This is a genomic window from Streptomyces sp. NBC_00631 (assembly GCF_045206895.1).
Taxonomy (GTDB): domain Bacteria; phylum Actinomycetota; class Actinomycetes; order Streptomycetales; family Streptomycetaceae; genus Streptomyces.
Genome location: NZ_CP107734.1, coordinates 4,410,616 through 4,430,429 on the forward strand (window position 1 = coordinate 4,410,616; position 19,814 = coordinate 4,430,429).

Genomic DNA, 19,814 nt, shown 5'->3' on the forward strand with positions numbered 1-19,814 from the left:
GACCCGTCACGCCTCCGAGGAGAGCGGCGGGACGATCCTGAAGCACGCGTCCTGAAGCTCTCCGGGGGTGTTCACCGGCTCCGCGAAGAGGTGGAAGTCCCGGTGCCGGAGGAAACGGTCGGGGAACCGCACAGACCGGAACGAGGCCTGGTTCGGGTCGATCTCCGCTCTTTCAAGGACGAAGGTCGAATCCTCACGAACCTCTTCCGCGACGTCGGGGTCGATGATCCCGGTGAAGAACTTGCCGACTACGCGGAACCCCTCAAGCGCGTCGATCCGCAGACAGAAGCCCAGCGGAAGAGTGGCTCGCACCAGCCGTCCCGATTCGCCGAAGTCCAGCGCGGGGCCGGTCCACTCGAAAGTGGCGTTACGCCGGTCTTCATCCGTTTCGATCTTGGAGATATCGACATCGCCGCTCCGTTCGACGATGAAGAAATCCGGGAAGTTGTTGGAAAACAGCGAAAGCTTGGGCATGACGCCTCTCCTTCCCTCGGCTCCATCATGCGCCCCGCCCCGCGAAGCCGCATATCGGATACGCCCCGGCGCCCCCTAGGGGTTTGTCGCCCGCGCCAGTTCCAAGGCGTAGGCCGGCCACCAATTGCCCGCCTGTGGGCCGCCCTTGCACGTGCCGTCGGACTCCCCGGGACGTTTGACCCACAGGTAGGCGTCCACCAAGGGGTCCGCCGTCCTCGTCGTCGGGGTATCTCCGAGCGCCCGCCCCGGCGGGTTGCACCACCGTTCGTCCGCATCACCGGCCGTGTACGGGCCGTTGCCGTTTCTGCTGGTGTCGACGACGAAGTGTTTGTCGCCGACCTTCTGGGAGAGCTGCTTGCCGTAGGTGATGGAGTCCTGGGTGGAGTAGAAGTTGGAGACGTTGACCGCGAAACCGTCGGCCTGGGTGACGCCCGCCTGCTGGAGGGGCTGGTAGATCTGGTCGGGGTGGCCCCAGCCGGCGTTGCCCGCGTCCAGGTAGACCTTGGTGTTCTTGAGGGTCTTGAGCCTGGCGATCGCGCCGCGCAGCAAGTCGTAGCGTTCTTCGGCGAATCGGGCGGGTGTGCAGCCGTCGACCAGGTGGAGCACCGCGTCCGGTTCCAGGACGATCGTGGCGGGGCGGTCCTGGATGCCGTCCGCCACCCCGTCGATCCACGCCCGGTACGCGTCGCCGTCGGCCGCGCCGCCCTGGCTGTACTGGCCGCAGTCGCGGTGCGGGATGTCGTAGAGGACCAGGAGGGCGGTGCGGTCGGACTTCTGGGCGGCCTCGGTGAAGCCGCGCGCCTCCTGCTCCGGGTTCTCCGGGCCGATCCACTCGCCGGTCGGCTGTGCCGCTATCTTGCGGATCTGCCGGGCCTCGCCGTCCTTGCCGGCCTTCGCGTAGGCCTTCACCTGGCGGGCGGCGTTGGAGTCCGGGTTCACCCAGAACGGGTCGGCCTCCCTCGGCTGTTGGGTGATCGCCGCCTGTGGACTCGCGGCCGGTCCGGCCCCGCCGGAGCCGCCGCCCGAGGAGCAGCCGGCGAGCAGCAGCGCCGCTCCCAGTGCCCCGGCCAGGGCCGCCGAGCGGGCCCCCCTGCTGTCGTACATCCAATTCCCCCCTGGGTGCACTTGGCCAGAGCCTAATCGTGACATACCCACCGCACTCACCACGAGATCGCCCAACCCTTGTCGGTGAGCTGTTACAGCCCGGATCGGCGGGCGAGTCGACGGATGGGGGGCGGCTTGGCGGTCGGGAACCTAGGCCCGGGCGCCCGTCGCCCTCTAGAGTCGCTTGCGGGCGGCCCGGACCCTGGTCCGCCCTGCCCAGCCTCCCGCGCCTGACGCCGGGTTACTCCCGCAGCCCGAGCGCGCGTGGTCGAGGACCGGCCCGGTCGGCGGTCTCAGGGGAGCGGGCCGTCGACCGGGCGACAGGTGGGCCGGGTGCGGCCGCCCCTATACGGCGGTGCCGGTGAGGTACGCCGAGACGACCACGTTCGCCGTGTAGCTGTGGGTCGTCCGGTCGAAGGTGCCGCCGCAGGTGATCAGGCGGAGCTCGGCACGGCCCGACTCCCGGGTGCCGTAGGCCTGTTGGGCGTCGAAGTGGTCGCGGGGCAGTACCCGGACGTCGTCGACGGTGAACTCGGCGACCGTGTTGTCGGCGCGGACCACGCGGATCGTCTCGCCGGGGCGCATCGCGCTGATCTTGTAGAAGACGGCGGGCCTGGTCTCGGTGTCGACGTGCCCGACCAGGACCGCGGTGCCGGCCGCGCCGGGGCCGGTGCCGGAGCCGTACCAGCCGACCACGCCGGGCTGGTCGAAGGGGGGCGGGTCGATCCCGCCGTCCCGGTCCAGGCCGCGGGCGACCACGGGGGCCTGCACGCCCAGTTCCGGTATGTCCACGCGCTCGGGCACGGCCGAGGTCAACGGCTTCGCGGCGGGCGGGAGTTCGGGGTCGGACGGGGGGCGGCCGACGGCGGCCACGTCACCCGTGGTGGGGCCTGTCATGCCGTCGGGTATCTCGGTGACCCCGCGGCCCCACAGCCACAGCCCGAGCAGCAGGATCGCCCAGGCCACCCCGGTCAGCAGCCGTCCGGTGCCGGAGGAACGTTCGGTGTCGTCGGACATCGTGGTCCCGTCCTCAGCGCGAGCCGCGGCCGCGGCGGGCGCTCAGCAGCCCGACGGCGGCCGCGGCGAACGCGGCCAGGAGCAGGCCGGTCACCGCCTGCGCGGTGTCGGGACCGGCCGAGCGGGACTCCACCGAGGCGAGCGGGGCGGCGCCTCCGCCGCCCGCGTGCACGGGGGCGACCGGCGAGGCGGGCACCACACCGGGCAGGTCCAGCTGGGACGAGGACTGCGGTACGACGGTGACGCTGCCGGTCACGGCGGAGCCGGCGCAGGTGACCTGCACGGTGTACGTGCCGGCGCCGATGGTGGAGCGGACCTGGGCCTGGCCGGTCAGGGCGCCGCCGGTGCCGCCGAGGCGGGCGTCCGAGACGAAGGCCGTCGAGGCGGCGGTGCCGGTCGTACCGGAGCAGCCGCTGGCCCGCAGCGCCACCACGGACCCGGCGGGCGGGGAAGCCGGGGTCACCGTGACGCCCTGGCCGTCCGCCGCGTGGGCGGCCGCCGGGGAGAGTCCGGCGGCGCAGGCCAGGAGTCCGGTACAGAGTGTGAGGGGAAGAGAGCCCATCGTGAACCTCCAGATATCTGGAGGCTCCCCCGCACCCGGCGCCCCCGCATCCTCGGGGGCGCCTTGTTGCTCCGTACGGGTGGTGGCAGGTTTGGTGACCGCCGGTCGCCGGCGGCTCAGACCCGGTCGACGAGGTCGGCGATCGAGTCGACGACCTCGGAGGGCCGGAAGGGGTAGCGGTCGACGTCGTCCGGCTGGGTGACGCCGGAGAGCACCAGGAAGGTGCGCATGCCGGCCTCCAGACCCGCGAGGACGTCGGTGTCCATCCGGTCGCCGATCATCGCGGAGGTCTCCGAGTGGGCGCCGATCGCGTTGAGGCCGGCCCGCATCATCAGCGGGTTGGGCTTGCCGACGAAGTACGGCTTCTTGCCGGTCGCGGCGGTGATCAGCGCGGCGACCGAGCCGGTGGCGGGCAGGTCGCCCTCGGTGGACGGGCCGACGTTGTCGGGGTTGGTGGCGATGAACCGGGCACCGTCGTTGATCAGGCGCACGGCCTTGGTGAGCGCCTCGAAGGAGTAGGTGCGGGTCTCACCGAGGATGACGAAGTCGGGCTCGTGGTCGGTGAGGATGTACCCGATGTCGTGCAGCGCGGTGGTCAGGCCGGCCTCGCCGATGACGTAGGCGCTGCCGCCGGGCCGCTGGTCGTCCAGGAACTGGGCGGTGGCCAGCGCCGAGGTCCAGATGTTCTCCACCGGCACGTCCAGGCCCATCCGCCGCAGCCGTGCGTGCAGGTCACGGGCGGTGTAGATGGAGTTGTTCGTGAGCACCAGGAAGGGCCGTCCGGACTCCCGCAGCTTCTTCAGGAAGGCGTCCGCTCCGGGGATCGGGACCCCCTCGTGAATGAGAACCCCGTCCATGTCGGTGAGCCACGACTCGATGGGCTTGCGCTCTGCCATGTGGTGCGTCTCCTGGCGTGCGGATGGCGTACGTGCGGGTCATGCGTGAGCTGCGGCGCCGGAACCACGGCGTACCGACGGCCCCCAGCCTAGACACAGCTGGATCAGCCGGGAACGGCCGGTTCACCTGCTGGTCGGCCGCCCCGCGAGCACACCGGGCAGACCGGCCACCGGCGCCGGCGTCCGGCTCGCCCCGGCGGCCCGCAGCGCATCCGCGTCATACGCCCCGGTCAGCACACCGGCGACCGGCCCCGCCCCCGTGTGTACCCCGCTGAACACGTCCCGCACGGCACCCGCCCGGACGGACAGGGGGCATCGCCGCCACCGCCGGTACGGTCGCACCGCCCCTGGGTCACCGCCGCCGGCGGGCCAGCAGGAACGCGCTCGCGCCTACGGCGAGCAGGGCGGCGGCGGCCGTGAGCAGACCGCGGGCCAGGCCGGCGCCGGTGCGGGCGAGTTCGCGGGCACGCTCCCCGGCCTCCCAGGCACCCTCGGCGTCCAAGGCCCCGTGACCGTCCCAGCCTTCCCGGCCCTCCCAGGATTCGCCGGCCTCGTCGGTGCGGGGCGGGGCGCTGTCGCCGGGGGAGGCGGCGGGGGTGCTCCCGGGGGTGGCTCCGCGGCTGGCCCCCGGGCTGCTGGTGCCGGGGGTGCCGGGGCTTTCGGGGGTGTCCCCCGGAGGCGACTGAGGGGCGGCCTGCGAGGAGTCGCCGGACGGGACCGCGGGGGCGGGGCCGGTGGGCCGTGGCGGCGGTTCGCCGGCGATGCCGAAGCGGTAGTCGTTCGACTCCCCCACCCACTCGCCGTCCGCCCCCTGCCGTTGTACGACCGCCGCGTTGGCCGTGACCCCGTTCGGTACGGCGTCGGAGGTGACGGCGAGCCGTACCTTGATCGAGACGGTCGCCCCGGGCGCCACGGTGAACCCCGGGAAGCCGGCCCCGTCGAACACGCCGACCAGCTCGGACTCGTCGGTCTGCGTCAGCGGCACCGGGCGGGTGCGCGGACCGTCGTAGAACTCCAGCTCGGTCTGGGAGGGCTTGAGGGCTCGCTTGTCGTCGACGAGGACGACGACCGGGTGGACGTCGGCGCAGGTGCGGCGGGTGGTGTTGGTGAGGTCGAGGTACCAGGTGCCGAAGCCGCCGCCGGGGTCGTAGGACGAGGGGCCGTCGTGGAGGCGGGTGGTGAGGGGGAAGCCCTGTTCGCCGGCGGCCGCGCAGGACGCCTCGGCGACGGCGGGGGCGGCCGTCGCCGGCGGTGCGGGGACGAGCACGGCGGCTGCGGCGGCCAGGCAGGGGGACAGGTACGTGGTCCATCGCATGGTCAGGTGATCCTGCCGCGCACCGCCGCGACCGGGCGGGCGCCACTCCGCGCGGGCGGACCGAGTCCGCTCGAACAGCCCTCTGCCGTCAGCCGTCCGCGCGCCCGAACAGCGGAGCGAGCAGCAGCTGGGCCGCGCCCTCCGCGACCCCCTGGCCGCCGCTGGGAGCGAGACGCACCGGGACCGTCGTACGGAGGCTGCCCTCCCGCCGGGTGTGGGCGTCGAGGACGGCGGCGACCCCCCGTACGAAGGGGTCCGGCGCGGCCGCGATCGTCCGGCCGCCGAGCAGCACGAGGTCGATGTCGAGCAGGCCGGCCAGGTTCGCGGCGCCGACGCCGAGGACCCGCGCGGCCTCGGCCACGTCGCCGCGGGCCACCGCCGCCAGGCACAGCGCCTCGATGCAGCCGCGGTCGCCGCAGTGGCAGGGCGGCCCGTCGAGCTGGACGACCTGGTGCCCGAACTCCCCGGCCCCGGTGCGCGCCCCCCGGTGCACGGTGCCGCCGATCACCAGGCCTGCGCCCAGTCCCGTACCGAGGAGCAGGCAGGCGAAGGAGCCGCCCTCGCCGCCGACGGCGAGTCCGAGGGCCGCCGCGTTGCTGTCCTTGTCGACGACGACCGGCACCCCGAGCCGCTCGGCGAGCGCGTCCCGCAGCGGGAAGCCGTCCCACTCGGGGAACCCGGTGACCCGGTGCAGCACACCGTGGCTGTGGTCGAGCGGACCGGGTGCCCCGACCCCGACCCCGAGCAGCGAGTCGCCGCCGCGCTCGACCAGCTCCCCGGCCAGCTCCACGACCGCGCCGAGGACGGCCTCCGCCCCGGCCCCCAGATCCACCGCCGCCTGCCGCGCGGCCACCACCGTGCCGTCGAGGTCGACGAGGACCGCGCGCAGCTCGTCCCGGTCCAGCTGGATCCCCACCGCGTGCCCGGCGTCCGGCACCAGCCGCAGTACGGTGGCCGGCTTGCCCCCGGTGGACGCGCGCCGCCCGGCCTCCGCGGCGAGGCCCTCCTCGCGCAGCCGGGCGGTGATCTTGCTGACCGCCTGCGGAGTGAGCCCGGTCCGCTCGGCCAGTTCGAGCCGGCTGATGCCGCCCTCCCCCGCCGTGCGCAGCAGATCCAGCACCAGCGCGGTGTTGTGGCTGCGCATGGCCGGCAGATTCGCTCCGGCCGCGCCCGGTCGCCCGCTCCTCGTCGTGTTCACGGCAGTCATTCTCCCTCCCACTTGCACTTTGGCAACAGCGTTGCCAAAGTGGGTCGCATGACAGCTGCCTCTCCCCTCCGCGTCGGCCTCATCGGCTACGGCCTCGCCGGATCCGTCTTCCACGCCCCCCTGATCGCCGCCGCCGAGGGCCTCGCCCTGGACACGGTGGTCACCTCGAACCCCGAGCGGCAGGCACAGGCCGAGGCCGAGTTCCCGGACGTGCGGACCGTCGCCACCGCCGACGAGCTGTTCGACCGGGGCGCCGAGCTCGACCTCGTCGTCATCGCGTCCCCGAACCGGACGCATGTCCCGCTGGCGACGGCCGCCCTCAAGGCGGGCCTGCCGGTCGTGGTCGACAAGCCGGTCGCCGGCACCGCCGCCGAGGCACGCGAGCTGGCCGCCCTCGCCGAGGAGCGGGGGCTGCTGCTGTCGGTCTTCCAGAACCGCCGCTGGGACAACGACTTCCTGACCCTGCGCAAGCTGCTTGCGGAAGGTGCGCTGGGCGACGCCTGGCGCTTCGAGTCCCGCTTCGAACGCTGGCGCCCGCAGCCCAAGGGCGGCTGGCGCGAGTCCGGCGACCCGGCAGAGATCGGAGGTCTCCTCTACGACCTCGGCAGCCACGTCGTCGACCAGGCCCTGGTCCTCTTCGGCCCGGCCACCGAGGTGTACGCCGAGTCGGTGATCCGCCGGACCGGCGCCGAGACCGACGACGACACCTTCATCGCGCTCACGCACGCGAACGGCGTCCGCTCCCACCTCCACGTCTCGGCGACGGCGGCCCAGCTCGGCCCGCGCTTCCGGGTGCTGGGGTCGAAGGCCGGTTACGTCAAGTACGGCCTGGACCCTCAGGAGGACGCCCTGCGCAAGGGCGAGCGCCCGCACACCACGGAGAACTGGGGCGCCGAGCCGGAGGCCCTGCACGGCCGTGTCGGCGCCGGAGAGTCCCCGGTCACCGGCGGCGGCCGGGCCGTCCCCACCCTCCCCGGCGACTACCCCGCGTACTACGGTGCCGTGGCCAAGGCCCTGCGGGGCGAGGGCCACAACCCGGTGACCGCGCTGGAGGCGGCCGCCGCCCTGGACGTACTGGAAGCAGCCCGCCGCTCGGCGCGAGACAAGGTGACGGTGACTCTCTGATGCACCACCCGCAGCTCACCCCGAAGACCACTCCCGAACTCGTCCCGCCCGTCGAGGAGCTGGAGAGGCAGGAACGCCGCCTGGTGTTCCGGCAGTTCACCTACGACGACGCGTGGGCCCTCGGCTCCCTGCTGGTGGAGATGGCCCGGGAGCGGCAGGCCCCGGTGGCCATCGACATCCACCGGGCCGGCCAGCAGCTCTTCCACGCGGCCCTGCCCGGCTCGACCCCCGACAACGACGCCTGGATCGCCCGCAAGCGCCGGGTGGTGGAGCGCTACGGCTCGGCGTCCTACCTGGTCGGCGCCCGCTTCCGGGCCAAGGGCTCGACCTTCGAGGAGTCCTCCCGCCTGGACCCGGACGAGTACGCGGCCCACGGCGGCTCCTTCCCGATCACCGTGGAGAACGTGGGCGTGATCGGCACCGTGACGGTCTCGGGCCTGCCCCAACTCCAGGACCACCGCTTCGTGGTGGAGGCCCTGGAGAGATATTTGGAGGCGTAGCCGACAAATAGGGGCGCGGGGAACTGCGCGACAGGCCCCACCGGCCCGCAGCCGACCGGCTGGCGCAGTTCCCCGGCCCTCCCAGCTCCGCTAACTCTGCTCCTTCCGCCGCATCCTGGACCTGACGTAGGCGACCAGCGAGACCACGAGGGTGAGCATCACCGTGTCCTCGGCCAGGGTCCCCAGCGCGCTGGAAACGGAATGGCCGAAGGTGACGGCGGTCGCGAAGTGGGCGATCGCGATGGCGAAGAGCATGAGGGCGAACCGCAGCAGCGAGAACCCCGTCTTCTTCTGGTCCGACTCGGCTGTCATCTCCGCCTTCACGGTCTTCTCCGGCTCACTGGTTTTCTCCGGCTCACTGGTTTTCTCCGGCTTCTCCATCACTTTCTAGCCCAGCCTGTCCTTGATCACGTTGGCGATCCTCGTCACCAGGCCGGAGAGGTGGAGACGCGGGAGCTTCGATTCCACCTTCTCCGCCGCCTTGGTCAGGAACGACCTGGTCTTGCGGAGGAAGGACTTTCCGGCGCTGGTCTTCAGGAACTTCTTGGTCGCGCCCCCGAGGACCCCGCCGGCGAAGGCGGCGTAGACGAAGTTGCTGATCGCCTCGCCCCAGGAGAAGCCGCCGTCCCAGCGTGTCTCCACGTAGTACGACGCGGCGGCGGACAGCCCGGTGACGATCGCGCTGCACAGGGCGAAGACCACGGTGGCCACGGCACCGCAGAAGACCTCGCCGACCGCCTCGATACCGTATTCGGTGGCCCAGACGGCGGCCTTGCACGCGGCCTTCTTGACCGGGTGCCGCCATGACGGGCACTGGCCGTTCGTGTCGGCGCAGTTGACCGGGTCGCCGTTGCAGTAGTCGTACGAGGTCGCGCTGCCGCCCGTGACCGGGTCGGTCTGCAGGAACCGGCCCGTCGTGGGGTTGTAGAGGCGCAGCCCCATGAGGGTGAGACCGGTGGGGGTGTCGCTCGCGAGACGGGAGCTGCCCTGCCAGCCGTAGCGTGCGGTGTTCGTCGTGTTGCCGTACTCGTCGTAGGTGTAGGCGGTCGCCGTCGTCGTGGCCGTGGCCAGGGTGACCGCGATGTCACCGTGCAGGTCACCGAGTTGCAGGGTGACGGCTCCGCTCGCGGACGTGGTCGCACCCAGGGCGCCGGCCGTGTCCGTGACGGAGCGGGTGATCGCGCCGGAGGAGTCCGCGGTCCAGGTGGGGCTGTCGGTGTCGTCGGCGTAGTGGTTGGTGGCCGTCGTGCTGTCGGTCCAGGTGGTGCCGCCGTCGGTGCTGGTAGCGCTGGTGGTGACGGCCTGGCGGTGGTCGGCGTCCAGGGACCAGGTCTGCTTGGCGGTGCTGGTCGCCTCGCTGCGGGCCAGGTCGTTCGTGTAGTAGGTGAGGGTCGCGTCGGGGGTGGTCAGGGTGCGGCCGAACGCGTCGTACGTGTAGCCGGTGTCCGTGATCCGGTCCGCGCTGTCGTAGGTGTGGGTGGTCGTCGACGTGGTGGTGGTCGTCGTGTCGGCGCAGTCCGTCGTGCTGGTGTCCGTCGTCTGCTTGGTACGGTCCCAGCTCGTCGCCGACGCGAAGGTGTACGCGCGCGTCGTGCAGGCGGCGCCCGTGTCGTCCTGGGCCTGGGTGAGGCGGCCCGCCGCGTCGTAGGTGTAACCGGTGCCGGTGGAGGCGCCGTTGTTCTCGGTGTGGCCGGCCTCGGTGCCCAGGATCGTGTAGTCGGCCTGGTCGTCGAGGACGGTGGTGCCGGCGGAGTCGGTGTAGGTGCGGCCGGTGGGGGCTCCGATGGTGTCGTAGGTCTGGGCGAGGGCGTAGCCGCCGGGCAGGGTCTCGGCGGTGAGGTCGCCGTCGGCGTCGTAGGCCGTGGCGGTGAAGGTGCCCGCGACCGAGTCGGTGACCTTCGTCGGGTAGCCGGTGGTGCTGTCGTAGCTGTACGTCGTCGTCGAGGGGGCGGAGTCCGTGACCGTCACCGGGCGGTTCAGGGGGTCGTACGACGTGGTCGTGGTGTTGCCCGAGCCGTCGGCGTAGGACATCTGGCGGCCGAGGCTGTCGTAGGTGTGGCTGATGGTCTGGGAGTTGCTGGTCTGACTGGCGAGCAGACCGGTCGACGTGTCGTAGGTGTAGGTCGTGTCCGGGGTGTCCGTGCCCTTGCCGCCGCTGATCGCCTTCCTGGTGACCCGGCCGGCCGGGTCACGGGTGTAGGTGGTGGTGCGGGTGGTGCCGTTCGCGGTCTCGGTGAGGGTGGCGGGCTCGCCGTAACGGTCGTAGGTGTAGGCCTTGGTGACCAGCTCGGAGGGGTTGGAGCCGCCGCCGGTGATGGTGGCGCCCGGGGCGACCTGGCAGGTCAGACCGGCCCACTCGGGGCGGCCCTGGCAGGTGCCCGAGCCGGTCGCCGACCAGTACGTGGTGACCGTCTCCGTGGTCGAGTTCTTGTTCGGGCCGGTGGCCGACAGCAGGTTGCCGTCGCCGTCGTAGCTGTAGGTGGTGGTGAGGGCCAGGCCCGACGGGTCGGTGACCGAGGTCAGCTGGAGGCCGGTCGACCAGTCGTAGGTGGCGGTGTCCTTCGACGTGTCGCCGTCGGAGGGGTAGCCGGTGACGCTCGCGCCCACGGTCGTCGACGTCAGCAGGTCGGAGACCTCGGCGTCGGCGGGGCGGCCCTGGTCGTAGCCGTACGCGGTGTGCGCGCGGGCCAGGGTCTCGGTGCCGGCGGCCAGGTCGGCGTCGCTGGTGCCGCCGGAGAGGGCGTGCTGGAGCGTGACCGTGTGCAGCGGCTCGTAGACGTCGGAGGCGACGGCGGCGCCGTCGGTGCCGGTGGTGTACTCCGTGACCGTGGAGAGCAGGTCGGCCGCGCTCGCGGTGCTGCTCGCCCCGGCGACGGCCCCGGCCAGCAAGGGGTCGGAGCTGGTGGTTGTGCCGAGTGCCAATTCCCTGTTTCCGGCGGTGAGTTCACGACTCACGTTGCCGTCGGCGTTGTACTCGGTAGTGGCGATGTGCCCGCCGGGTACCGCGGTGTCGACCTCGCGGCCGTTGGCGTCGAGGTAGCTGATCGTCGCGGTGGTGTAGTCGCCGGCCCCGAGGGCCGTGCCGTCGTGGGAGGAGGGGACGGTGGCGGAGGCGGGGAAGACGGCCGCGCCGTAGACCGGGTTGTCGTGCTGGTCCCAGGTGGCGGTGGTGGCCGCGTCCAGCCGGTTCGGCGCGGACGTGCCGGTGACGGGGACGCCGTAGACCACGCTGGTGGTGGCGGTGCCGTCGGTGGTCGAGGCGGTGCCCGGCTTCAGCGTCGGGCGGGAGGCGGACAGCAGCATGCCGTCGCCCGCGTCGCCGCCGGTGCCGACCTTGCCGTAGGCGAAGGTCCAGGGCAGCTCGCCCGGGTCGGTCTCGGTGGCGACCCGGCCCGCGCTGTCGTAGGTGTACGCCGTCTTCAGCGGGGTGTCCAGGCGCGGGTCCCAGGCCTCGCGGAGGCGGCCCGAGGTGTCGTAGGCGTACTGGGCGACGGACGTGGCGGTCGCGGCCGACCCGCCGGGGGCGGTGGCCCACAGCTTGATCTGCTTCACCTGCCCCGCGTAGTCGCCGAGGGCGGACGAGGTGGCGGTGGTGTCCGAGGCGTAGACGAACTCCAGCACCCTGCAGTCGGCGGTGGACGGGTCGGTGGCGCAGGTCGCCGCGGACACCGCGCTGGTGGGCGCGATGACGTACTGCGGCTCGGCGAGGACCGTGCCGTCGGAGAGGTTCACGGCCCGCGAGACCACCGTGGTGGTGTTCGCGGAGGAGTCGTTCACCGTGTACGAGGTCTTCACCTGCCATGTCGGCGCGGTGCTCGACACCTTGCCGAAGGTGGTGACGCTGCCGCCGGAGTCCTTCAGCGTGTACGTGTCACCGGCGAGGGTGAGCGTGAGGTTCTCGGCCCCGGGCTCGGGGGTCCAGCCGCCGGACGCGTTGAGGGTGAAGCCGGTCTGGCCGCCGCTGGAATCCATCACGGCGACCGAGGTGGTCGAGGTCTCGCGGATGTACGTCCAGTCCGAGGTGGACGCGGTGATCCCGGAGGTCCAGTCGGGGCCGAAGACGGCCACCTGGCCGGACAGTTCCGCCCCCGCGAGCGGTTCGCGGGAGGAGAAGGTACGGGTGACGGTGGCGCCGAACGCACCGGCGTCCGTGGCGTCCAGGGAGAGGTCACCGGTGAGCAGGTTGACCGTGCCCGGACCGACCGCGCTGCTGGGGGCGTTGTCGGCCTTGCGGTCGACGGTGACGGTGGCCGCGTCGGTGCCGTAGGTGTTGGTGCCGTCCGTGAACAGCGCCCGCACCTGGACCGGGCCGTCGTCGGTGAGCTGGCCGGTCGCCGCCCAGGTGAGGTCGCCGGGGTTCGAGGCGGCGGAGAAGGAGACCGGCCAGGAGGAGATCGCCGAGCCGTCCGCCTTGGTCACGTACGTCACCGGGATCGGCTGCCAGTCGACGCTGTCGCCGATCCGGTACTGGTAGGTCACCCCGGTGAACGCCCCGGACTGGGTGGCCGACAGGGTCACGTCGTCGTCGGTGGTGTCGCCCGTGACCGGTGCGACGAGCCCCGCCTTGCCGACGCCGAACGCGTAGGAGGTGGTGGCGGTGGAGATGTTGCCGCCGGAGTCGATGGTCCGCGCGTACAGGGTGTGCCAGCCGTTGCCCGGCTTGACGGTGATGCTCTGCGACTGGCCGCCGGTGCCGTCCGTGGTGTCCAGCGCGCTGTCGGGGACGGTCTTGTCGTCCAGGCCCCACTGGTAGCCGGCGCCGTCGGTGGAGGTGGTGCTCAGCGTGCAGGTCGCGCCGCTGCTCGACTTGTCCGTCCAGTTGCCGGCGGAGTAGGGGGAGCAGGAGATCGTGGGCGCGTTCGGCTTGGCCACGTTCGGCACGAAGTACAGGTACGACGACCAGGCGCCGTAGTCCGTGCCGTCGTAGCCCCGCACGCGCAGGCGCAGGTGCGAGGCGGTCAGCTGGCTCGCGCTCGGGACGGCCAGGGTGGCGGTGCCTCCGGAGGACACCGACGCCGAGGTGGCGGTGTACGAGTACGTCGGGTCGCCGGCGTAGGCCGGGTCGTTGGTGATCTCGAACTGGGCCTTGACCGTGGAGCCGTCCGGGTCGGAGACCTTCGCGGACAGGGTCGGGGTGTACGTCGTCACGTACCGCTTGCCGTTGTAGGCGTTGACGGCGGACGGCGACACCGCGGCCGAAGTCGGCTTCGCCGGGTAGGAGTTGTAGGTGACGACCAGCTGCGGGGCGTACCCCGAGGTGGTGTAGTTCGCGGACCGGAACCGGCGCCAGGTCGTCGGGTCGGTCTCGTCGGCGCTGCGCAGCTGGATGCCGTAGTTGGTGGAGCCGTCGGCCCAGGCCTGCACGATCGACTGCATGTTCCAGTTCGACCACGCGGCCGGGCAGGAGGAGCTGTAGCCCCAGTGGCCGGTGTTGGTCGCCATGCCGGTCGTCGTGGTGGACGGCTGGGCGGACCAGGTCACCGAGGACGAGGACCAGGTGGAGGTGATCCGGCGGGCCTGGGTCGCGGCGCCCGAGGTGGAGCAGGTGGCGGAGTAGTAGTTGTAGAGCTTCATCGTCGCCGAGGTGATGTGCGTGCCGGCGAACTTCGAGACGTCGAACTTCAGGTAGGCGCGGGCCACATCGGTGCCGCTGTCGTACGTGCCCGACTTCAGCTCCTGCGAGGAGACCTGGGAGTCGGGGTAGTCCGGGGTCTGCACCCAGGTGTCGGTGGTGACGGCGAGGGTGGAGGTCGGGTCGACGGTGACCGGGTAGGTCGCGGTGTCGAGGAAGTCGGCGTCCGGGGTCAGGACGAGGGTCTGGGAGCCGTCGTCGGCGGTCTCGATCTCCGAGGTGACCTGCTCCTCGTGCGCGGACTCGCCGGAGGCCGGGTCCTTGGACGCGTCCCACATCATCGGCGCGGGCGCCTCGGCGACGAGCTTGCCGTCGCCGTCCTTCAGCAGCAGGTGGCCGGAGTCGGCCTGGGACAGGGTCAGGCCCTTGAGGTGCAGCGGGATCCGGTAGCTGACCGTCCTGCCGGACGGCCGGCTGTCCAGCGTGATGTTCTCCGAGAAGCCCTGCGCCAGCGCCGTCGCCGACAGGGTCTGGCCGTCGCCGAGGTCGTAGGAGGCGGTGTCGTCCTTGACGGTCGGGGTGGGGAGCTTGTCCGCCCAGCCCAGGCCGAAGGAGTCGCTGCCCTTGGTGACGGAGGCGAGGTCGGTGTCACCGCCGTCCGACACGGCGATGTCCGCCGCGGCCACCTGGGGTTCCAGGTCCGGGCCGGTGTCGGAGAGGTCGGTGTCGATGTCGTGCCAGTCGCCGTCCTGCTTCACGCGGACGGGACCGGCGTAGTCCTCGGTCTGCATGCTGCCGTCGGGCAGCGCGTAGGTGGTGGAGTCCGTCGTGCGCGCGGAGAGGACCTCGATCCTGCGGTTCTGCAGGCGGGCCATGAGGAGGGCCGAGGTGGGGTCCTTGGCCTCGGCGGCACCGTAGTGGGTGTCCGCCGCGGCGGTGGAGGTCGCGGCGGAGGTGGCCGTGTCGTCCGGGAGGGCCACCGCCGCGCCGGTGTCGGCGAGGGTCAGCGCGGTTTCGGCGACAAGGACGGCGGCGGCCACCACGCCTATCGCACGTATCCGCGCCGAGAACTGGCTGAAACTCTTGGATCGGCCGGCTCTGCCGAATCTGCCGGACCGTGATCTGCTGCGCACGTGCAACCCCGTGATCTTTCCGCTGGTGAAGCTCTGAAGCGATGAAGCTATGAAGCTATGGCGGGCAGATCTTTACATCGATCACACATGGGGCCTTTGCGAGCACCCCGCCCATCACCAAGTCCGGGTAAAAAAGCCCTGCTGAGAGCCCCCGCGCGAGGCACGACGACCACACTCGCCCCGGGTTGCAAAAGCGGGCACTCCCCCTCCAGCCCGACCATGCGACCGCCGGTACCCGCACCCCGGCTACGTGCGCCGACTTGATCAAGGCTTTACGGTATAACCATCCAAATCCGGCCACCGATCCGGGGAAAGGGCTTCCCGGGAAGGGCATCTCCCCCGCTCGCCGAGACGGCCGGGACAGCCGTCTGGCCCGTCACCCCGGCGGAAACGGGTGACGGGCCAGACATGTACCGAGTCTCAGGCGTCCTTGAGCTCCTGCCGCTGCCTGCCGAGCCCGGCGATCTCCAGCTCCACCACGTCCCCGGCGCGCAGGAACGGCTTGGGCTCGGGCGCCCCCAGCGCCACCCCCGCCGGAGTCCCGGTGTTGATCACGTCCCCGGGGTACAGCACCATGAACCGGCTGACGTACCGCACGACTTCCGCGACCGAGAAGATCTGCTCGGCCGTGGTCCCGTCCTGCTTCAGTTCACCGTTCACCCAGAGCCTCAGCGAGAGCCCCTGCGGATCCCCGACCTCGTCGGCCGTCACCAGCCACGGCCCGAGCGGGTTGAACGTCTCGCAGTTCTTCCCCTTGTCCCAGGTCCCGCCGCGCTCGATCTGGAACTCCCGCTCGGACACGTCGTGCGCGACGGCGTACCCGGCGACGTACGCCAGCGGGTCCTCGTCGTCGGCCACATACCGGGCCGTACGCCCGATGACGACCGCCAGCTCCACCTCCCAGTCGGTCTTCACGGACCCGCGGGGCACCAGCACGGTGTCGTTCGGCCCCACGACCGTGTCCGCGGCCTTGAAGAAGACGACCGGCTCGGCCGGCGGCTCGGCCCCCGTCTCCCGGGCGTGGTCGTGGTAGTTCAGCCCGATGCACACGACCTTTCCGATCCGCGCCAGCGGGGGCCCGATCCGCAGCCCGGTCGCGTCGAGCGCGGGCAGCTCGCCGGCGTCGGCGGCGGCCCGGACCCGGCCGAGCGCCGCGTCGTCGGCGAGCAGCGCCCCGTCGATGTCGTCGACGACCCCCGTCAGGTCCCGCAGGACACCCTCGGCGTCGAGCAGCGCGGGCCGCTCCGCCCCCGCCGTACCGACTCGCAGCAGCTTCATGGTCGTCACCATCTCCCTTGACAGCAGGCGCCCCGCCGACGGGTGCAGCCATCGGAGGACTGGTCGATCCTCCAAGAGGAACGTGCAGCGGGCAAGAGCTTGTTCACGTACTGGACCGTAGGCGGCCGTTCACACCTGGTCCGTCTCCAGCTCCAGCGGCTCCAGGAGCCGCTTGGGCTTGAGGAGCGCCCTGCTGACCGGGTCCGCCGGGTCGGGATCGAGGCCCGGCCCGGGCGCGATGACGACGTCCGCGACGGGAACGACGGTTCCGCAGGCGGGGCACTCGCCGTACGGGCCGAGTTCGGTACCGCAGTCGGCGTGCCGGAAGTAGCGCAGCCGGCGGTCCATGAGGTGCTCGCGTCCCCAGAGGGCGAGGGCGCGCAGGGTGGGCCAGAGCGCGATGCCGCGTTCGGTGACGACGTACTCGTCCCGGGGCGGCGACTCCTGGTACCGGCGCTTCTCCAGGATCCCCTCCTCGATGAGCGCCTTCAGGCGGGCCGACAGGACGGCGCGCGGGATGCCGAGATGGACGAGGAAGTCGTTGTAGCGCCGGACGCCGTAGAGCGCGTCGCGGACGACGAGCAGGGTCCAGCGTTCGCCGACGACCTCCAGCGCGCGGGCGATCGAGCACTCCTGCGTCGCGTAGTCCTTGCCCAGTGCCATGGGGACCACCTTAGTCAGTTTTCCAGCGATGGGTTCAATGAACGAACCAACGGTGCTAGGGTACCGCCATGACTAGGTTCAGTGAAAGAACCCTCAAGGGTGTGAGCCCGACGGCACCCGCGACGGAGACGGCCCCCGCCCACGGCGGCCGCGCCACCCTGGCCCTCACCAGCGCCGCGACCACCGTGGCCCTGATGACGTACACCGCCCCGGTGGTCACCCTCCCGAACACGGTCGCCGCCCTGCACACCCCGCTCTCCGCGCAGGCCTGGCTGCTGAACGGCACCCCGCTCGGCCTCGCCGCGCTCCTCCTGGTGGCCGGCAGCCTGGCCGACGACTACGGCCGCCGCCGCGTCTTCGTCGCCGGCACCGTCGCCCTCGGCCTGACCACCGCGCTCGGCGGCCTGACCACCTCCACCTGGACCTTCACCCTGGCCCGGGTGGCGCAGGGCGCGGCCAGCGCGGCGATCCTCGCGAGCAGCCTGGGCCTGCTGGTGGCCGCGTTCCCGAGTCCGCGCGGCCGGCTGCACGCGACCGGCGTGTGGGGCGCGTTCGTGAGCGGCGGCATCGCCCTCGGCCCGCTGGTCGCCGGTGCCCTGCCGAGCTGGCGGGTGGCGTACGCCGTACTGGGCGCGGCCGCGCTCGTGGTGGCCGGAGTCTCCTTCCGCACCCTGACGGAGTCCCGCTCCCCGCGCGGCGGCCGCCCGGACATCGCCGGGGCCCTGGCCTTCGGCCTGGCACTGGTGTCCCTGGTGGCGGCGCTCACCCTGGGCCGGGACGGCTGGCTGCGGCCGCAGGTGGGCCTGCTGCTGGCGGCGACACTCGTCCTCCTCGGCGCCTTCACCCTGATCGAGCGCCGCTTCGCGCCCACCCCGATGATCGACCTGGCCCTCTTCCGCACCCCCCGTTTCCTGGTCTCCTCCCTCAGCGGTCTGGTCACGGGCCTGACGGTGATAGGCCTGTTCAGCTATCTCCCGGCACTCCTGCAGCAGACGCTGGGAATGTCCGCGATGGACACCGCGTGGCTGTTCCTGCTCTGGTCCGGCCTGTCCTTCGCCGTGGCGCTCCAGGCGAAGCGGCTCGCGGGCCGGGTCTCCCCCCGCCGGCAACTCGCCGCGGGTTTCCTGCTGCACGCGGGCGGCGCGCTGGCGATGCTGGGCGCCCTGGACGCGGGCTCCTGGCCCCGGCTGCTGCCGGGCCTGATGCTCGGCGGGGCGGGCAGCGGCCTCCTCAACGCCGCGCTCCCTCTCCTGGCGGTGGAGTCGGTCCCCGCCGCCCGGGCCGCGATGGGTTCCGGCGCCCAGCAGACCTTCCGCTACATCGGCTCCTGCGCGGGCGTCGCCCTGACCATCGCCCTGGCCACGTCCGCCGGCGGCGGCCTGACCCACGGCGCGGACGTCGCGATGGTGGTGTCGGCCGGCCTGGCGGTGCTGGGCGCGGCGGGGGTGGTGGGGCTCCGGGAGCGGGCGTGAACCGGTGCGACGCGCCCCCGGCTCGGCGCCGTACGACACCAGAGCCGCCGGTCCAGCCCCGCCCCGGAGTCCGCTATCCGGCGGCCACGACCTGGCCGGCCGTGACCTGCGGAGGGTTGGGAAGCAGCGAGGCGAGCTGGTCCCGTACGAAGTCCGCCGCCCTCCTGACCGACTCGTCGGCCCCGGCCTGGTCGTCGTACACGCTGGTGGAGAGCATCACTCCGTCCCCGGCATCGATCCAGTAGTAGGCCACGAAGCCGGATACCTGGCGCAGGAGGGGAACGAATCCCTCGTCCACCCGGCGTCCCGCCTCGGCGGGATCCGTCACCCCTTCGTACCGCCGAACCACCGCGTACATAGCCGATCTCCTCACGGATCCCGAGGCCACCCTTCTCGAAACGGACATACCACCCGGAGCGCGCTCCTGCTCGTGACATGTCCGAAAGCCCCTCGGACAGGCGCACGGACCATCGGCCCGGAGCGTCCGCTCCTGGCCGCTCACCCCCGCTCCCCGCCGCCTTCTACGCCCGCGGCCGCGTCGACACCAGCTTCCCCCACACCACCATCCGGTACCGCGAGGTGAACTCGGGCGTGCAGGTGGTGAGGGTGATGTAGTACCCCGGCTCCTTGTACCCGTACGACGGCTTCACGATGGAACGCGGTACGGGCTTGATGACCCCTGAGTCCCGGGATGACGTCTGCGGCAGGATCTGGTCCACGACATACGTGTAGGTCGCCGACGCCGTCTCGACCTCCACCGGGTCCCTGAGCCGCAGCCGCGGCAGATAGCGGAACGGCTCGCCATGGGTGTTGCGGTGCCCGGCGAGCGCGAAGTTCCCTGCCTGGCCCGGCTGTTGGGTGCCGGGGTAGTGCCCGACGTACCCGTGGTTGAGCACCTTCGGCTTGCTGACGCCCTCGGCGATCGGGACGCGCAGCCCGAGCCGCGGGACGACGAGGACGGCGTACGCCTGGGAGGCGACGACACGGGTGGTGTACGACGCCCGCTGCCGCCCGGCACCGGAGGAACCGGCGGACGACGAGGACCCCGCCGTACCGGAACCGCCCTTTCCGCCGCCCCCCGAGCCCCCGGAGTCGTCCGACGGCCCTCCGCCGGCCCACTCCCGCTCCAGGGCCTCCACCTTCCGCGCGGCCCCCTGCTTCGCCTCCCGGTTGGTCCACCACAACTGGTGCACGACCAGGAGCATGAGCACCACGCCCACCGTGACGAGCAGTTCGCCCCCGGTCCACAGCACCCGCCGCCGCCTGGCCCGCCACCGCCGCTCACCGTGCCCCACGACCCGCACCGCGCACCTCCCGCCGACCCCGGCCGGACCCGCACGATAGGGCGAGCGTCGCCAAGTCACCAGAGCCGCGGGGACCGCTGTTACCAGCCCTGCCCGCCCGCCCTTCTTCCACGGGTTTTAGAAAGTACTGTCACAACTCTCGACAACCTCGGACATCACACCTGATGCTTCCTGTTGGCATGCGGGGGGACG

17 protein-coding genes are annotated in these 19,814 nt (G+C 72.1%); 3 read left to right on the forward strand and 14 right to left on the reverse strand.

The features are described 5' to 3' along the window. Window positions 1-6: 6 nt before the first annotated feature. The 8 genes from OHB00_RS20185 to OHB00_RS20220 all read right to left on the reverse strand — a co-directional run bounded on the left by OHB00_RS20185 (window position 7) and on the right by OHB00_RS20220 (window position 6,575). Window positions 7-474: an AbfB domain-containing protein gene (locus OHB00_RS20185; RefSeq protein ID WP_406436289.1), complete on the reverse strand. Its 468-nt coding sequence runs from the start codon at window positions 472-474 to the stop codon at window positions 7-9. A gap of 75 nt (window positions 475-549) precedes the next feature. After that, on the reverse strand, window positions 550-1,578 hold the full coding sequence (locus tag OHB00_RS20190) for a glycoside hydrolase family 6 protein (protein ID WP_406436290.1): 1,029 nt from the start codon (window positions 1,576-1,578) through the stop codon (window positions 550-552). 345 nt (window positions 1,579-1,923) lie between these two features. After that, the gene (locus OHB00_RS20195; protein WP_406436291.1) at window positions 1,924-2,595 is read right to left on the reverse strand and encodes a class F sortase; all 672 of its coding nucleotides are present in this window, start codon (window positions 2,593-2,595) and stop codon (window positions 1,924-1,926) included. Between the two features lie 13 nt (window positions 2,596-2,608). Next, window positions 2,609-3,157: a hypothetical protein gene (locus OHB00_RS20200; RefSeq protein ID WP_406436292.1), complete on the reverse strand. Its 549-nt coding sequence runs from the start codon at window positions 3,155-3,157 to the stop codon at window positions 2,609-2,611. A 116-nt stretch (window positions 3,158-3,273) separates the two neighbouring features. After that, window positions 3,274-4,053 carry an HAD-IIA family hydrolase gene (locus tag OHB00_RS20205; RefSeq protein ID WP_406436293.1) on the reverse strand — a complete coding sequence of 260 codons (780 nt, stop codon included), beginning with the start codon at window positions 4,051-4,053 and terminating at the stop codon, window positions 3,274-3,276. Between the two features lie 123 nt (window positions 4,054-4,176). Further along, entirely contained in the window at window positions 4,177-4,332 is a 156-nt protein-coding gene (locus tag OHB00_RS20210; RefSeq protein ID WP_406436294.1) for a hypothetical protein, read from the reverse strand. A gap of 73 nt (window positions 4,333-4,405) precedes the next feature. After that, on the reverse strand, window positions 4,406-5,368 hold the full coding sequence (locus OHB00_RS20215; protein ID WP_406436295.1) for a hypothetical protein: 963 nt from the start codon (window positions 5,366-5,368) through the stop codon (window positions 4,406-4,408). A gap of 88 nt (window positions 5,369-5,456) precedes the next feature. Continuing rightward, window positions 5,457-6,575 carry an ROK family protein gene (locus OHB00_RS20220; protein ID WP_406436296.1) on the reverse strand — a complete coding sequence of 373 codons (1,119 nt, stop codon included), beginning with the start codon at window positions 6,573-6,575 and terminating at the stop codon, window positions 5,457-5,459. A 48-nt stretch (window positions 6,576-6,623) separates the two neighbouring features. On the opposite strand from OHB00_RS20220, the gene OHB00_RS20225 reads away from it, so the two are divergent. Next, the gene (locus OHB00_RS20225; RefSeq protein WP_406436297.1) at window positions 6,624-7,700 is read left to right on the forward strand and encodes a Gfo/Idh/MocA family oxidoreductase; all 1,077 of its coding nucleotides are present in this window, start codon (window positions 6,624-6,626) and stop codon (window positions 7,698-7,700) included. Continuing rightward, window positions 7,700-8,200, forward strand: a complete 501-nt coding sequence (locus tag OHB00_RS20230; RefSeq protein ID WP_406436298.1) for a heme-degrading domain-containing protein — start codon at window positions 7,700-7,702, stop codon at window positions 8,198-8,200. The genes OHB00_RS20225 and OHB00_RS20230 overlap by 1 nt, the downstream gene beginning before the upstream one ends. Before the next feature lie 90 nt (window positions 8,201-8,290). Here OHB00_RS20230 and OHB00_RS20235 read toward each other — a convergent pair whose 3' ends face one another. The 4 genes from OHB00_RS20235 to OHB00_RS20250 form a co-directional block, all read right to left on the reverse strand. Continuing rightward, window positions 8,291-8,512, reverse strand: coding sequence for a hypothetical protein (locus OHB00_RS20235; RefSeq protein WP_406436299.1), 222 nt, complete (start codon window positions 8,510-8,512; stop codon window positions 8,291-8,293). Between the two features lie 75 nt (window positions 8,513-8,587). Continuing rightward, complete coding sequence (locus tag OHB00_RS20240; RefSeq protein WP_406436300.1) at window positions 8,588-14,812, reverse strand: DNRLRE domain-containing protein; 6,225 nt, start codon at window positions 14,810-14,812, stop codon at window positions 8,588-8,590. Between the two features lie 513 nt (window positions 14,813-15,325). Further along, window positions 15,326-16,183, reverse strand: a complete 858-nt coding sequence (locus OHB00_RS20245) for a fumarylacetoacetate hydrolase family protein (RefSeq protein WP_406436301.1) — start codon at window positions 16,181-16,183, stop codon at window positions 15,326-15,328. Window positions 16,184-16,312: 129 nt separating this feature from the next. Continuing rightward, complete coding sequence (locus OHB00_RS20250) at window positions 16,313-16,846, reverse strand: winged helix-turn-helix transcriptional regulator (RefSeq protein WP_406436302.1); 534 nt, start codon at window positions 16,844-16,846, stop codon at window positions 16,313-16,315. A 68-nt stretch (window positions 16,847-16,914) separates the two neighbouring features. Here OHB00_RS20250 and OHB00_RS20255 point away from each other — a divergent pair, with 68 nt between their 5' ends. Next, window positions 16,915-18,318, forward strand: coding sequence for an MFS transporter (locus tag OHB00_RS20255; RefSeq protein ID WP_406436303.1), 1,404 nt, complete (start codon window positions 16,915-16,917; stop codon window positions 18,316-18,318). A gap of 73 nt (window positions 18,319-18,391) precedes the next feature. Here the strand turns inward: OHB00_RS20255 and OHB00_RS20260 are convergent, their stop codons facing one another. Both OHB00_RS20260 and OHB00_RS20265 read right to left on the reverse strand, forming a co-directional pair. Next, on the reverse strand, window positions 18,392-18,676 hold the full coding sequence (locus OHB00_RS20260) for a hypothetical protein (protein WP_406436304.1): 285 nt from the start codon (window positions 18,674-18,676) through the stop codon (window positions 18,392-18,394). A 163-nt stretch (window positions 18,677-18,839) separates the two neighbouring features. Beyond that, a complete protein-coding gene (locus OHB00_RS20265) occupies window positions 18,840-19,613 on the reverse strand; it encodes a class E sortase (RefSeq protein WP_406445891.1) in 774 nt (257 codons plus the stop codon). Between the last annotated feature and the right edge of the window lie 201 nt (window positions 19,614-19,814).

What these genes read in the sequence shown, in the direction of transcription:
- OHB00_RS20185 (WP_406436289.1), bottom strand. Translation starts at nt 474, where the DNA reads ATGCCCAAGCTTTCGCTGTTTTCCAACAACTTCCCGGATTTCTTCATC.
- OHB00_RS20190 (WP_406436290.1), bottom strand. Translation starts at nt 1,578, where the DNA reads ATGTACGACAGCAGGGGGGCCCGCTCGGCGGCCCTGGCCGGGGCACTG.
- OHB00_RS20195 (WP_406436291.1), bottom strand. Translation starts at nt 2,595, where the DNA reads ATGTCCGACGACACCGAACGTTCCTCCGGCACCGGACGGCTGCTGACC.
- OHB00_RS20200 (WP_406436292.1), bottom strand. Translation starts at nt 3,157, where the DNA reads ATGGGCTCTCTTCCCCTCACACTCTGTACCGGACTCCTGGCCTGCGCC.
- OHB00_RS20205 (WP_406436293.1), bottom strand. Translation starts at nt 4,053, where the DNA reads ATGGCAGAGCGCAAGCCCATCGAGTCGTGGCTCACCGACATGGACGGG.
- OHB00_RS20215 (WP_406436295.1), bottom strand. Translation starts at nt 5,368, where the DNA reads ATGCGATGGACCACGTACCTGTCCCCCTGCCTGGCCGCCGCAGCCGCC.
- OHB00_RS20220 (WP_406436296.1), bottom strand. Translation starts at nt 6,575, where the DNA reads ATGACTGCCGTGAACACGACGAGGAGCGGGCGACCGGGCGCGGCCGGA.
- OHB00_RS20225 (WP_406436297.1), top strand. Translation starts at nt 6,624, where the DNA reads ATGACAGCTGCCTCTCCCCTCCGCGTCGGCCTCATCGGCTACGGCCTC.
- OHB00_RS20230 (WP_406436298.1), top strand. Translation starts at nt 7,700, where the DNA reads ATGCACCACCCGCAGCTCACCCCGAAGACCACTCCCGAACTCGTCCCG.
- OHB00_RS20235 (WP_406436299.1), bottom strand. Translation starts at nt 8,512, where the DNA reads ATGACAGCCGAGTCGGACCAGAAGAAGACGGGGTTCTCGCTGCTGCGG.
- OHB00_RS20245 (WP_406436301.1), bottom strand. Translation starts at nt 16,183, where the DNA reads ATGAAGCTGCTGCGAGTCGGTACGGCGGGGGCGGAGCGGCCCGCGCTG.
- OHB00_RS20250 (WP_406436302.1), bottom strand. Translation starts at nt 16,846, where the DNA reads ATGGCACTGGGCAAGGACTACGCGACGCAGGAGTGCTCGATCGCCCGC.
- OHB00_RS20255 (WP_406436303.1), top strand. Translation starts at nt 16,915, where the DNA reads ATGACTAGGTTCAGTGAAAGAACCCTCAAGGGTGTGAGCCCGACGGCA.
- OHB00_RS20260 (WP_406436304.1), bottom strand. Translation starts at nt 18,676, where the DNA reads ATGTACGCGGTGGTTCGGCGGTACGAAGGGGTGACGGATCCCGCCGAG.